The organism is Streptomyces lushanensis (genome assembly GCF_001700515.1).
Classification (GTDB): domain Bacteria; phylum Actinomycetota; class Actinomycetes; order Streptomycetales; family Streptomycetaceae; genus Streptomyces; species Streptomyces lushanensis.
Genome location: NZ_MAUD01000088.1, coordinates 1 through 13,744, shown reverse-complemented (window position 1 = coordinate 13,744; position 13,744 = coordinate 1). Strand labels below are relative to the sequence as shown.

General features: G+C 68.5%; 10 protein-coding genes and 2 pseudogenes. 7 read left to right on the top strand and 5 right to left on the bottom strand.

The annotated features are described in order from the left end of the window. Window positions 1-148 precede the first annotated feature (148 nt). The 5 genes and pseudogenes from BFF77_RS08470 to BFF77_RS38115 all read left to right on the top strand — a co-directional run bounded on the left by BFF77_RS08470 (window position 149) and on the right by BFF77_RS38115 (window position 7,618). Entirely contained in the window at window positions 149-3,697 is a 3,549-nt protein-coding gene (locus BFF77_RS08470) for a DNRLRE domain-containing protein (RefSeq protein ID WP_141698392.1), read from the top strand. A 343-nt stretch (window positions 3,698-4,040) separates the two neighbouring features. After that, the gene (locus BFF77_RS08465) at window positions 4,041-5,270 is read left to right on the top strand and encodes a hypothetical protein (RefSeq protein WP_141698391.1); all 1,230 of its coding nucleotides are present in this window, start codon (window positions 4,041-4,043) and stop codon (window positions 5,268-5,270) included. 736 nt (window positions 5,271-6,006) lie between these two features. Next, window positions 6,007-6,213: a hypothetical protein gene (locus BFF77_RS08460; protein ID WP_141698390.1), complete on the top strand. Its 207-nt coding sequence runs from the start codon at window positions 6,007-6,009 to the stop codon at window positions 6,211-6,213. Window positions 6,214-6,456: 243 nt separating this feature from the next. Further along, window positions 6,457-6,984, top strand: a pseudogene (locus tag BFF77_RS38120) (histidine kinase); the annotation flags it as partial. A gap of 151 nt (window positions 6,985-7,135) precedes the next feature. Beyond that, the gene (locus tag BFF77_RS38115; protein ID WP_425424357.1) at window positions 7,136-7,618 is read left to right on the top strand and encodes a sensor histidine kinase; all 483 of its coding nucleotides are present in this window, start codon (window positions 7,136-7,138) and stop codon (window positions 7,616-7,618) included. Between the two features lie 99 nt (window positions 7,619-7,717). On the opposite strand, the gene BFF77_RS08450 is transcribed toward BFF77_RS38115, so the two are convergent. From BFF77_RS08450 to BFF77_RS08435, 4 genes are all read right to left on the bottom strand, one after another. Next, window positions 7,718-8,878 (bottom strand): deoxyribonuclease HsdR, encoded by a 1,161-nt coding sequence (locus BFF77_RS08450; protein ID WP_066945804.1) that lies wholly within the window; start codon window positions 8,876-8,878, stop codon window positions 7,718-7,720. 70 nt (window positions 8,879-8,948) lie between these two features. After that, entirely contained in the window at window positions 8,949-9,494 is a 546-nt protein-coding gene (locus tag BFF77_RS08445) for a DUF5819 family protein (protein ID WP_342671212.1), read from the bottom strand. 302 nt (window positions 9,495-9,796) lie between these two features. After that, window positions 9,797-11,176, bottom strand: coding sequence for an ice-binding family protein (locus BFF77_RS08440; protein ID WP_066945759.1), 1,380 nt, complete (start codon window positions 11,174-11,176; stop codon window positions 9,797-9,799). A gap of 718 nt (window positions 11,177-11,894) precedes the next feature. Then, window positions 11,895-12,296 (bottom strand): thiol-disulfide oxidoreductase DCC family protein, encoded by a 402-nt coding sequence (locus BFF77_RS08435; RefSeq protein ID WP_066945757.1) that lies wholly within the window; start codon window positions 12,294-12,296, stop codon window positions 11,895-11,897. 467 nt (window positions 12,297-12,763) lie between these two features. Between BFF77_RS08435 and BFF77_RS35510 the strand changes: the two genes are divergently transcribed. Continuing rightward, window positions 12,764-12,907: a hypothetical protein gene (locus BFF77_RS35510; RefSeq protein WP_169922635.1), complete on the top strand. Its 144-nt coding sequence runs from the start codon at window positions 12,764-12,766 to the stop codon at window positions 12,905-12,907. A 66-nt stretch (window positions 12,908-12,973) separates the two neighbouring features. Here BFF77_RS35510 and BFF77_RS08430 read toward each other — a convergent pair whose 3' ends face one another. Next, window positions 12,974-13,390 carry a Fur family transcriptional regulator gene (locus BFF77_RS08430; RefSeq protein ID WP_066945754.1) on the bottom strand — a complete coding sequence of 139 codons (417 nt, stop codon included), beginning with the start codon at window positions 13,388-13,390 and terminating at the stop codon, window positions 12,974-12,976. 170 nt (window positions 13,391-13,560) lie between these two features. Between BFF77_RS08430 and BFF77_RS38110 the strand changes: the two are divergent. Beyond that, window positions 13,561-13,744: pseudogene (locus BFF77_RS38110) on the top strand (hypothetical protein); the annotation flags it as partial.

The following is a 13,744-nucleotide window of genomic DNA, read 5'->3' as shown; positions in this document are numbered from 1 at the left end:
AGGTGCATCACAGAGCTCTTGGGCTCTGGCGCCCTAGCCCTCCTTGAGCCATGCTCTGGCCCGCAAGATTTCTGCGTCGCCATTTCCGTTCCGAAGGGAAACTCCAGGCGCCGCGCAGGAGCCTCGCTGAATTTCCGAAGGGGGGCCGATGGATTCATCCGTCGTGCCGTGCTGCCGTCCAGGGGAGGGGCTCAGCACCATGGTTCGTCATGGCTTCGGACTGTCATGGAGACAGTCCTCGCCCAGGCGCCGACGTACGGCGGCAGGTGTCGCCGCGCTCGTCGCGGCAGCACTCGGCATCGGGCTGCTCGCCCCCGGCTGGGAAGGCCCGGGGCCCGCGGCGGCTCCTCCAGGGACCCCGGGGACGGCGGAGTCGTCGGGCCCGTTGGACGAGGAAGCGGCACAGGAGAAGGCCGTCGCGTCGGGCAAGCGCGTCGAGGTGGAGGCGCTGCGCAACGAGACCTCCACGACCTACGCCAGGCCGGACGGCAGCTTCGAGCTGATCGCGTACGGGGCTCCCGTACGGGCCGAGGTGGACGGCGTCTGGAAGCCGATCGACACCACGCTCACCGCCGTCGAGGACGGCTGGGCGCCCAAGGCCGCCGCCGACCCGGTGGTCTTCTCCCGCGGTGGAGACGGCGCGGCCCGAAGCTCGAGCGGCAAGGCCGGAGCCACGAGCACTCGTACGTCCGCTCGCCCCGCCGTGTACCGGGTCGCCGACAGCGGCGGCGCCCTCCAAGCCGCCGACGACAGCGCCGCGTACACCGATCTGGCCACCCTCACCACGGCCGGCCACCAGGTCACCCTGAGCTGGCCGGGCGCGCTGCCCGAGCCCGTCATCAACGGTGCCGCCGCTCTGTACCGGAACGTGTTCACGGATGTCGACCTGCTGCTGACCGCCCAGGACAGCGGCTTCACCCATGTGCTGATCGTGCACAACGCCAGGGCCGCCGCCAACCCGGCGCTGGAGAAACTGAGTTACGGGCTGTCGTCGCCGGACCTGTATTTCCGGCTCGACCCGGTCACTCAGGTCGTCACCGGCGAGGACGCCGAGGGCGAGGAGATCGCGGTGAGCCCCACCCCCTACATGTGGGACTCCGCCGGCACCCGGGCCGTCACCGACGGGGACGACCCCGAACCCGCCGAGCCCTCCGAGGACCCCTCACCCTCCTACTCGGAGGAGCCGGGCGAGGACATCAGCGACGGACCGGAGCCGCCGCCCCTGGACACCGCGGGACCGACGCCGACCACGGAGCCCGAGGAGACCGGCCCGTCCCGTACTCCCGAGCCCACGGGCACCGGCGATCCGTCGGCCGCCGCGTACGAGGGTTCCGGGACCGGTGGCGGTATCACCCAGGTCGGTCTGCGGCGGGCCGCCGCCCCGACCGATGCCGAGGTGTGGGCCCTTCCTGGACTCGCCGGACCCGACATGGATACCCATGTCGCCATCGCGGAAGCCGAGCTGAGCGACCCCGGCACCACCTCAAGCACCCTGGGCATCGTCCCGGACAAGGGCCTGCTCACCGCCGAGGACACGGAGTACCCGGTCTTCATCGACCCGACGATCTACGGCAAGACCAGGAACTGGACCACGGCCTACGACCGCTACCCCACCTCAAGCTTCTACGACGGCGCCCACTACAACACGGGCACCACAGAAGCCCGGGTCGGCTACGAGGCCACCACGTGGGGCACCTCCCGGTCCTTCTTCCGCCTCGGCTGGGACCGGAACATCAAGGGCGCCACGGTCACCTCCGCCTCGATCAGTCTGCGCGAGACCTACGCCTGGTCCTGCTCCGAGCGTTCGATGGAGGTGTGGCACACCAGCAGCATCTCCTCCAAGACCACCTGGAACAACCAGCCCTCCTGGCTGTCCCTGATCGGCACCAAGTCCTTCGCCCACGGCTACAACTCCTCCTGCCCGGACGCGTACGTCTCCTACGACGCCGCTTCGATCGCCCAGGACGCCGCGGACAACGGCTGGTACTCGCTCACTCTCGGGCTGCAGGCGTCGGACGAGAAGTCGGCGTACCCGTGGAAGAAGTTCAAGGCCGAGGGCGACGGCGCACCGCGGCTGAACCTCGTCTACAACCGCAAGCCCGCGGCCCCCAAGTCGCTGGACCAGACACCCGGCGGCGTGAGCTGCGACCGCACCTCGCCGGCCCAGCACATCGGCAAGCGTGACCTGGTGCTGTCGGCGAAGTCCTCCGACCCGGACGACACCTCCACCCAGCAGAACCTGAAGTACCTGCACTTCCAGGTGTGGCTGAGCAGCAACGTCGACGTCAAGATCGTCGACGAGAAGGCCACCGTGGACAGCGCCGGCAAGGCCTCCGTCACCGTGCCCAAGTCGAAGTTCGCCAACAACAAGATCTATCGGTGGCACGTACGCGCCATTGACGCGAGCGGCGCGGGCTCCGCCTGGTCACCGACCACGGACCCGACGTTCTGCCACTTCCTCTTCGACAACGACGTTCCCGAGGAACCGATCGTCACCTCCACCGACTTCCCCGAGACAAACGAGGACGGCAGCGTCTGGTCCAAGGTGAAGTTCGGGACGGCGGGCGGCTTCACCATCGCGCCCGACACCGACAAGGACGTCGTCAGGTTCGAGTGGTCCTTCAACACGACGAGCTATCTCGGAGGCAAGGACGTGGCGGCTGGCGCGTCGGTGACCGTGGACCTCAAACCGCACTTCGCCGGTCCCAATGTCTTCTACGTGCGCGCCGTGGACGGCGCGGGCAACGTCTCGCCCGGCACCAAGTACATCTTCTACGTCACCCCGCGCGACAAGGCGGACGGACCCGGCGACTTCACCGGCGACACCTACCCCGACCTGATCGGTGTCCACGAGGACGGACAGCTCTGGACCTACCCCGGCAACTCGGTCGGCAACGTGGGCGTCGGCCTGTCCGCCGCCCACCGGAACGGCACCCCGCTCGACCCCGAGGAGTACGCCGAGTACTGGGTGAACGCGGACGAGGAGCCCGCGCTGCTCACCCACGATCAGGACGTCCAGCCCGGAGACGGCGTCACCGACCTCTTCGCCCGGATGCCCGACAACAAGCTCTACGTCTACAAGGGCGACGGCTACGGCGGCGTCGACATCGCTCAGCGGATGAGCGTGCTGCTGCCCGAGAACGGTCCCGCCCCGGCGACGTTCACGCAGATGATCGCCGGCGACATCAACCTGGACGGACAGTCCGACCTGTTCGTCCGCACCGAGGGCGGCGGCTTCTGGATCCTCACCGGCTACACCGGTACCAGTTTCACCACCGCCACCAGGGTCGCCGCCACGACCTGGGGCGACCGCGACCTCGTCTCCGTCGGTGACCACAACGCCGACGGCGCTCCCGACCTGCTGTTCCGTTCCCGGACCTCCGACCGTCTCGTCCTGCGCCACGGTGTGAAGGACACGGTGAACGGCGGCTCCACCATCGCCTCGTTCGCCACTGCCGCGGACTCCCTCTACGGCAACGACACCGTCTACGCCGAGGACTGGAGCGAGACGACCACACCCATCACCCACATCCGCGGCACCCCGGACGTCAACGGGGACCACATCCCCGACATCTGGGCCCTCGACGCGGACGGCAGTATCAAACTGCACGCGGGAGGCAAGCTCGCCATCGGTGCGGCGACCACCGTCGTCGCCTCGTCCGGGGAGTGGGGCACCAACAAGTTCACCTTCGGCTGACGACGTGAACGGGACGATGCTCCCGTTCACCGGACACCGAGGAAACAGCGGGCCCCGGCGGAAGGAATCCGCCGGGGCCCCCGTCGATCACCCTGCGGTGACCGTCAGGTGAGCGCCCCGCCGTGGGGTCCCGGGACAGCCGCGGTGGTACGCGAAGGCCCGGACCCGCCATCACCTGGGACAAACAGGGTGAACCAGTGACGCGCTCGTGCGCCCTGGGCCGTTGATGAATCGAGGTTAAGCGCCCGGTCACGCTGCCGCCGTGGCGGCGCAAACTCGCCCTCGTACGACTTAGTCCGACACAGCGGACAGCTCGTCCGTCAGCGGATCAGATGGAGTCATCGTGGGAAGTTTCACCAGAAGGAATTTCATCGGCGGACTCGCCCTGGTAGGCGCGGCCGTGGCGACAGGAACGGTGGGGGCGGGACCGGCGGTGGCGGCACCCGGGACGACGGCACCCGGGGCGGCGGCGACACCCGCGCGCGGGGTCGAGACGTGGGAGCTCATCGGCAAGGACGTGTTCACCGGCGAGGCCGAGAGCTCGCGCGGCCAGGGCGTCACCACCGACGGCACCCACTGGTACTTCTCCAGCAGCAACGGGCTGGAGATCACGGACATGCGGTACAACACGATCTTCAAGAGCTCGCCGGCCATTCCGGCCGAACTGGCCAACCCCTCGCCGCTCGCCTACAAGGGCCTGAACCACATCGGCGACATCGACTACGCCAACGGCAAGCTCTACATCTCACTCGACACCAGCACGCGCGATTCGGTCACCGGCAGCCGGTACGACACGCCGGTGTTCGCCGTCTACAACGCCGCCCGTCTGAGCTTCACCGGCCACGCCGTCGCCCTGAACCCGCCGCACGGCGTGCAGGACATCGCGAGCTGGGTGGCCGTCGACGCGCACAAGGGCCTCGCCTACGGCATGGCCTATGACAACGCGACGGAGATCGCCGTCTACAACCTGCGCGACTGGTCGTTCAGGAAATACATCCCGCTGTCGCAGACGATCGACCAGGCCCAGGGCGGCAAGATCCATGACGGCTGGATGTATTTCGCCTCGAACGACGCGGGGAAGAACATCTCCCGCGCCAACCTGACGACCGGCGAGGTCCAGGTCCTCTTCAACCTCAAGGTTCCCTACCCCCAGGAGGTCGAAGGTCTGTCGTTCCTGGAGACACGGAACGGTCTGACCCTCAACATCCTCAACCGGGAGCAGCCGGACCCGAACGGTCCCAGCAACGTCACCTTCTATCACTACCGGTTGAAGGTGACGGGCACGCCGGTGGTCAAGGGCTCGCCGAAGGTCGGCGGGTACGTGACCGCCGACCCGGGCAAGTGGGTCCCGGACGCGAAGTTCGGCTACCAGTGGCTCGTGAACGGCAAGCCGGTGGCGGGCGCGACCAGGTCACGGTTCCACCTCACGGGCAAGTACCTCGGCGACAAGGTGAGCGTCCGGGTGACCGGGACCTGGGCCAACGGGACGTCGAGCACGGTCGAGTCCGCGCCGGTCACGGTCGGTCGTGCCCGGCACCGGCACGAAGAGGTGAGGGGTCACCACGCACACTGACCCCCGTTGTGACGGCCTGGCCGGGCCGCATCACCGGCGCGCGAGTCGGTGGCCGTAGCCGTGGCCGGCCGGGCACACGCCGAAGGCCCCCGCTGCTTGCCGCGGGGGCCTTCGGCGTTGAGGGTTACGGAAGGTAATCACCTGGACAGCCGCCCGACGCGACGCGACGTCACAGGCCAGGGCGGCCCGCCGCGTCACACACGGCAACCTTCCGGCTGGGCCTGGAGGACCGGCTGGGCCTGGAGGAATGGGGGCACGCGGGCTCACCCGGGATCCGACACCCGGCGCAGCCGCGGACAGCTTGGGCGTGACACCGGGGCCCTCGTCCTGATCCTGCCGGGCAGCAGGATTCCCATTTAGCGAATTTCTGACCCTTCTAGACCTTCTGACTAGACCTTCGGGGCCTTCTGGTCCTTCTGGCCCTTTTGGCCCTTCGGCGCCCTCAGAGCCTTCAGGGCCGCCTCCTCCGCCTGGAATCCGGGTTCCAGGATCCCGCACACGCCTTCCAGTGCCTCCGTGTGGCCGGCGCTTCCGGTCTCGCCGTCCAAGCGACACCGCCGGACCCCGTGCCTGTTGTGAGGCGATTCAAGATGTACGTCATGTCTCGCGCGATGTACGTGATGTCTCGCGCGTCCGGGCAGGACAGCGCCCGACAACCGGACTGTACGGCGCCGCGGACGCTGTGTTGGACGCCCGCCGCGTTACCGCCGATGGCCGGGCTCGTGTCAGCAGCGCCGTGCTGGACCGGTACGGGGTCTACCTGCGGCTCGACCGAGCGGCATGTTCGCTGCTGGGCGTCAGTGCCGCGGCGGCGGTCGGATCGGTCGGCTTCGCGCGCGTTCCCGACGGCCCCGATGAGGTCTGGTGGCTGGAACAGCGTCCGGAGGTGACACGTACCCCGCTGGTCTGCCGCCTGGGCCGGGCCGAGACCGGTGTCCGGTGACCGGTGGAAGCTGACCCTGACGGCCGGTATCGGGCATGGCGGGCCGGACACGTGCCCAGCACCTCGCGGAACGAGCGCTGGACGCGGTCGCCGGCTCGAAGCGTGACGCGACGGTCCAGGCGCTGATCGACGAACTCGTCGCGGCGTGCGAGTTCGTCACCGTCCTCGTCCTGATCGACGAGAGGACCGGAGCCCCTACCTTCCGCCGGCGGAAAACAGGTCGGCCGGCAGGGGCTCGCCGCCATGGAGGAGTGCCGGCGCCGCAGCGCGCCGATGGTGATCTGGCAGGCATCCACGGAGAACCGGATCGTGATCGCCCGGCGCTGGGCGGAACGAGTCATGCGGGATCCCCGGCCGGCACCGCTCCGCCCGTATTTCCAGGACCCTTCTCCCCCCGACGGGGCACTCGTCGCCGTTCCCCTGGCGCTGCCGAGCCGGCGGATCGGGGTGATGACCGGGATGATCGCCGGGCCCGAGTCACTCACCGCGGTGAAGGTGAGCCTCTGGTGCGATCTCGCGCGACAGACCGCCCTCGCCCTCCCGTACATGGAGGCGATTCTGCTGGCCGGTGCCTCGGGCCTGGACCGGAAGCGCCGGCGGCTGAACGAGGACCTCCACGACTCCGTCGGCCAGGACGTGTTCGCCTTGCGGATGCCGGCCGCGCGGGCAGAGGTCGATTCCCTCCGGCTGGGTGTCCCCGAGTTCGCCGACCACGCCCGAGAGTTCCGTGAACTCGCCGACAGGACCGGCGCCGGGCTGCACGCACTCATCGGCGAGGGCCGTCAGGTGGGGGAGGCGCTGCGGCTCTCCCAGCAACTGGCCGGCCTGGCCCGGGAGATCGCATCGCGCTCCGGTGTCGAGATCAGGATCGATGCCGGTGACGAATGGGACCATCTGAGCGCCGAGTGCCGCGACACGGTGGTTGGTCCGTGTCGTCCAAGAGGCCTTGCGCAACATCGAGAAGCACGCCCACGCCAGGACCGCCGCCCTGCGCGTCGTCGAGGACGGCGCCGCGCCGGGCACACCGCTGATCGAGGTCGCCGACGACGGCGAGAGCTTCGCCCCCGGCATGACCGGCCCGGCGGGCTTCGGTCTCCCCGGCACAGCAGGCGCGGCAGGCTTCGGTCTGACGTCCATCCGCGAACGGGCCGCCGGACACGGCGGCTCCGTGGAGATCCGTACGGATTCGAGACCATCGACCTGCTGCGGCCCATCCACGCCGTCGGCCTGGTCGCCCTCGGTCTGTGGCTCGTCGACAACATGGAGCCGATCGAGCCGGCCCGCCGTTGCGCGGAGACCGGCCGCTGGACGTTCTCCTTCGCGATGCCGCCGTGGCGGATGGCGGGCGTCACCTCCAGCGCGACCAACCCCGTCGCGGTGTTCTGACGCGGTCGCGGTGTTCTGACGCGCGGATCGCCACCCCCTCACCCCAGCCAGGGCGACGGTGAGGGGGCAACCCGTCACGAGCTCGACTCTCGTACCGTGCCGTCGCGCCGTCCCCGGATCAGCGGGTGCTCTGTACTGCCACCGGGCCGGCCTGTGACGGAACGGTCACGGTGCCTTCCCGGGGTGAGGGCGCCACGACGGCTTCGGCCGGTTGAGGTGTACGCCGCCACAGTTGCCCCAGGAACCGGTAGAAGCGGTCCGGGAGGAACGCGGCATCCGCGATGATCATCGCGCCGGAGAAGAGCGGCAGCCCCATGAATACCGCGATACCCAAGTGCATGCCCAACAGCATCGTCAGGACGGGGTACTTGAGCCTGCCGAACAGGACGAACGGGAAGGCGACCTGCAACAGGACGGTCAGATAGCCGACGACGGTGATCAGCGTGGTGTGGCCGTCCGCCATGAGGGACAGCGCGGGCCACGGCCGGAACAGGTCGAGGTTCAGTACGTAGTGGAGAGCGGCCCCGCTGCTCCACGAACTGCCCTGCACTTTGTACAGGCCGGCGGAGCCGTAGAGGATGCAGACCTGGGCGGCGATGACGAACATGCCGCAGTTGTGCAGCACGGTGACCAGTGTGGTGCGTGTACGGCGGAGTTGAGGCAGAAGCCCGCCTTCCGCCGACCCCGCAGGCCCCGTCGAACCCACAGACCCCACAGACCCCGCAGGACCCGTAGGCCCCGTAGGCCCCGTCCGCCCCGCAGTGCTTGTCGACCGCTGCCGCGCTTCGCCTTCGGATGCCTGGAGCCGGGTTCTGCGCGCGTCGAGGGACCAGCGTCGGCCGCACGCGGTGAGAACGAGATAGACCGCCATGAGGAGGATGAGGTTGTCCCCTCCGTCCGTCATGAAGATCGACCTGGCGTGGAACGAGGCCACCACCGCCGCGAACAGTACGGATACGGCTCTGGTCCGCCAGCCCAACGTGAACAGCACGGATGTCACGACGGCTGCCGCGTAACAGACCTCGAAGTACGCCCTGCTGTCGGACAGGGTGAGGATGCTGACCCATCCGGTCTGGTCGAACAGCTCCTTCGCCAGCTCCGGCGTCCACGCCGAACCCGGTCCCCAGATCTCGTCGCGGTGGGGAAACTCGCGCAACAGGAAGACGAGGTAGAGCAGTCCGTACCCGATGCGCAGCACCGCGGCGGCGTACAGGGACACCGGCCGATCGGTTAGCGTCGCCGTGACCGCACCGGCCCGGCGGAGGAGCCGCCCCGCGATGTCCGCGCACGCTCGCAGGCGGACGCGCGGCTGGGACGCCCGGGACGCGGGAACCGGGTTCGGCTTCTGTTCAGTTCCCATCGGGGGTCACCTTCCACCAGGGGAGAAGACGGGTGTCGACGGGCGCTCGCGCGGTCGTGGCCGCCGGCCGGCCGGCATCCGACGTGGCGGGCGCGGCGATGGGCCGGGCGATCACACGAAGCTGGATGGACTCGAACGCGCCATGCTGAAGGGTGGCGACACGGTTCGCCGCGATGTTGCGCAGATACTTCTGGATCATCACAGCGCGTTCCGAACGCGGCTCGTCGTCGCTGCCCTGCAGTTCGGAGTACGTGGTCCAGGCCCGGCGCAGCATGTTCTGCGTCGTGTGGCTCGGGAAGACGTTGTGCTCCACCGCGGAGGTGTCCACCGCGCTGAGATCGAACCAGGCGCTCACCTGGACGGTTCCATCAGGAGCGATGCGCGCGGTTCTCGCGGAGATCTGCCGGTTGACGGACTCCGGTTCCGGGGCGAACAGCCGCCAGTTCTGCTCGAAGAGCGGATAGACCCAGGCGGTGACCTGCCGGCTGAACTGCCGGGAGACGGGGTTCGGCGGAGCCACATGCAGGAACACCATGACCCCGTGGATCAGAGATGCCGCCAGACACAGCAGCACGGCGGCCCCGATCCCCGCCCTCAGCGGAACGGCCAACCGGGACGGCGCGCGGGCGGGAGGCGGTTCTCCGGATGACTGCGGTGCCGTCGGCCTGGTGCCCGTCCGCTGCCGGTCCTTCACATCCGCTGATTCAATGCCACCCGGCACAGCCCCACCCGGCCTTTCCAATTCAGTGCTCACCTGCGTGTTCCTCGTACCTCCGCCGGTGGCGCGGGACGGATCGCTCCCGATTCCGTCCCGCGCCACCGGTCGTGTTCGTGCTCTCAGCCGGTGAAGGCCTTGCGCTCACCGGTCAGGTCAGGCTTGTCGCCGTAGCCCTGGTGGCCGCCCCAGCTGCTCGGGACGCTCCGCTCGGGACCGCCGTACCCCGGGCCGTCGTGCTCAGGGCCCTCGGGACCGCCGTGCTCGGGACCGCCGTGCTCAGGGCCACCGTGCTCAGGGCCACCGTGTTCCGGACCGCCGTGCTCGGGACCACCGTGCTCCGGACCGTGGCCATGCTCCGGCTTGCCGTGCCACGGGCCGTGTCCGTGGTGCGGCTTGCCCGGCTTCTCGTGGTGGCCGTGGTGGCCGTGGTGACCGTGGTGACCGTGACCGGGCTTGATGGGCTTGATGGGCTTGACGGGCTTCCCGGCGTTCCCACCGGTGACATTCCCGCCGCTGATGTTGCCGGCCGTGTTGCCCGCGACGACGCCGCCGCTCAGAACACCGCCCAGGACGCCGCCGTTGGTGACACCGCCCGTCGTCAGGCCACCGAGCACGCCGGCGAGCAAGCCGCTCGTGGCGCTGCCCGTCGTACCGGCCGTGGTGCCGGTGGTGGTGCCCGTCGTGGTACCGGTGGTGGTTCCGGTCGTTGTGCCCGTCGTGGTACCGGTCGTGGTGCCCGTGGTTGTGCCGGTGGTCGTGGCGGCGCACTGCGGGCGGGTGATCCTGTTGGTGTCCAGCGTCACCGAGCCGTTACGGGCCAGCGCCCGGCCGTCGATGCTCGCGTTCGTGGTCACCGAGATCGAGGTCAGGGCCATGATGGTGCCCACGAACGTCGTACCGGTGCCGAGCGTGGCCGAGCTGCCGATCTGCCAGAACACATTGCACGGCGATGCGCCGTTGATCAGAAGCACCCGGCTGTCGGAGGCCGTCGTCAGCCCCGAACCCACCTGGAACACCCATACGGCATTGGGGTCGCCCTGCGCGTCGAGGGTGAGGGTGCCGGTGAGCCCGAGCGTCGACGAAGCGGTGTAGACGCCCGGAACGAGCGTCAGACCACCGGCGTCCGGCGGAAGAGCGGCGTCCGTGGCCTGTCCGGCAGCGTTGTTGTACGCCACGACCAGGTCGGACTTGGCCTGAAGGGCCGCCGCGTCGGCGGAGTGCTGAACCCCGTTCACCAGCCCGGGCGGGAACCCGCTGATCGCCGTACCCGGACTCACGCCGAGGTCTCCGGTGATCACCGAGGGGCCGGTGTTGGTGACCGACTGACCTGCCAGAACCGCGTAACTGGTCGCCGTACCCAGGGGGACAGGTGTCGCGATGGCATTCGCCCGTGTTGATGTGGCGGCGACCACGGTGGCGGCGAGCAGTACGGTGAGTACCGCCCCAACCCAGGTCGACGTCGTGCGCCATAGAGCCGTGCCAGGGAAATTGAGCGTCATCGAGGGACCAACTCCTGAGTGAGACGGTGGCGTATCGGGCACTTCCCGGTTTGCGCGGGCCGTCCTTTTCTGTCGCTGGCATACAACACCGCCGAGTACGCGTCTATGCGACGCATACGGGTGATTCCCATAAACTCGCTAAACAATGGCTGTTTGAAGCGGATGTTCATGGGCGTGTTGTGCGCTTGCCGGTCCGGCTCACATGTTGCGGTCCGGCGAAAGCTTCCGGTGACACGAATACAGAAGAAACCTTTCCTCTTTTTTCACTCACCGACCGAAGGAAGCTTCCTTTCCTCGCTGAAGGATCGCCTGGATGAATCCACATTTTCGTCGTTCGATCGGATTAATACGCCATCCGGTACTGTCACGGACACGCATTTACCTCATGCCTGAAAAGTCGAGCAAAGCCTGTGCGGTGGGCATTCGGATCGGCGCCCCGGATTACACACCGCTCCGCGCTCGGCGGAGCCGGTTTGCCTGCTGCTTGCCGAATGACGGCAATGGCAACGACGACCGACAGGGCCTGGTGATCGCCTACGTCGGCCCGGACCGGACCGGCGCGGAGCCCCTCCGGACCGGCGCGGGGCCTCTCCGGGCGGAGCCCGATCCCGCAGACAAGAAGCCTATGGAAAGGAAGCACGATCTCGTTCCGTAGCGGCGGTATGACCGGCTCTGCGTAACCGGCTCCACGCGTGAAGCATGACCGTCGCGACAGGACCTATTCCGTAGGCCGTGGCCCGGCCCGGCGTTCTGTCGGCAACGCGCAGGCCGGAGTACCGCCCGGCATCCGCCCGCGGTTGTTGGCGACGAGACGGTAGACACCGTGGGCGATCCAGCGAAAGGGAGGCAGGGTGAGCATTCCGCCCAGCCATGCCCACCCCTTGCCCGCGTTCAGCAGTAGCTTGGCGACGGCCTGCGCACCGCCGTGCACCGTCCCGGCCGGTGTGATCCACAGCAACTCGTACTCCGCCCGTTGCCGGGTGGTGCCGAGAGAGGCCAAATCCGTGAACTGCCATGGAGTAACGGCGCAGCGAATTCGCAGGTGCCGCTCAAAGAATGTCACCGAGGTCGTACAGAAGGCGCAGTCGCCGTCGTAGACAAGGACAGGTCGGGTCCGCATGACTTCATCATGCCTCGGCCGCCCCCGGCGGCCCAGCAGGCTGACCGCCGCGGGCGCCCGTCACCTCATGGCTGCCCCAGCCCGGCGACCAGACCGGCCAAGCCGTTGGACCATCACCAGGCAAGTCCCCGAAACGCCCCCGGAAATCCCGTCCCGTGTCCTCACGCGCCCCAAGTCGTTGCACAAGCGAGGCGCTTGAGCCCCTGCGCCCGGCCGCCGGTTCCGGCCTCCCCGTTCTGCCTCAGAGGCACCGCTCTGAAGGAGGCCGGAACCCGCGCTCCGTCTGTTCCCCCCTGCTTCTTCACAGGCAAATCCCCTGAGGCGCTGCTGATCACCTCGTCTTTGGCGATGACTGCCCGCAGTTCATAGCTCATCCCAACGCCCCCTCCCATCGGTTCGGCTGCTTGCCCCTGGGAGGTGAGTGCTCCTCCTCAACCGACGCGGCGGAGCGAGGTACGTTCCCGCCCATGGGGAAGCAGGTCAAGTGCGGGTCGACCAACACCAGGACCGGCGAGCGGTGCCGGAACCCGGCGATGATCGGCTATTCCCGCTGCCAGTTGCACCGAGGCGAGTGGACCCCGCCGCAAAGGAAGAAGACCAAGAAGCGGTGACGCGGACGGTCTTGCCGTCCGCTGTCGCGGCCGGGTCCGGCGTGGTCGACCGGCGCGCTCCGGGGGTCAGAGTTGGCCGCAGGACGGGCACAGGCCGCGGTAGGTGACCTCGGCCTCGGAGACCGTGAAGCCGAATCGTTCCTCCGGGGGGAGGTCGGCCAGGGGGTTTCCGGTCGGGTGGACGTCGCGGATGGTGCCGCAGCTGGAGCACACCAAGTGCTGGTGCGGGTGGTGCGCGTTCGGGTCGTAGCGCTTGGCGCGGCCCTCGGTGGAGACCTCCAGGACCTCACCGAGGGAGACCAGTTCGCCCAGGGTGTTGTAGACGGTCGCCCGGGAGATCTCGGGCAGCCGCTGGGCGGCGAGGGCGTGCACCTCGTCGGCGGTGAGGTGTACATGGTCGCCGTTGAGGACCTGCGCGACGACACGCCGCTGGGCGGTCATCCGCCAGCCACGCCCCCGCAGTCGCTCCAGCAGGTCACTCATATCAGCTCACCTATCACTTTTGTGGGATATCCGAAGTTTATCAGCGGACGTCTGGATTATGATTAGATATACATTTGGCGCACTTCTTGACTTGGACTCCGTCCATCGTAAGATCGGTTCCGGCGATAGCCAAGGGACGGGAAGACTCCAGTACGGCAGGAGACACAGACGTGCACGTCGCGGGTGACGCGTTCCACGCGCTCACCGCCGCAGGACTCGTACGCCGCATCGAACCGATCGGCGGCCCGGCCCTGTTCGAGGGACACTCCGGGCGGACAGCCACCCCCACGTCCGTACGCCGGTCCCGCGGTGTCGTCTGCGGTGTCGTCGCCGACGCCGACCGCGCGGTCGGCG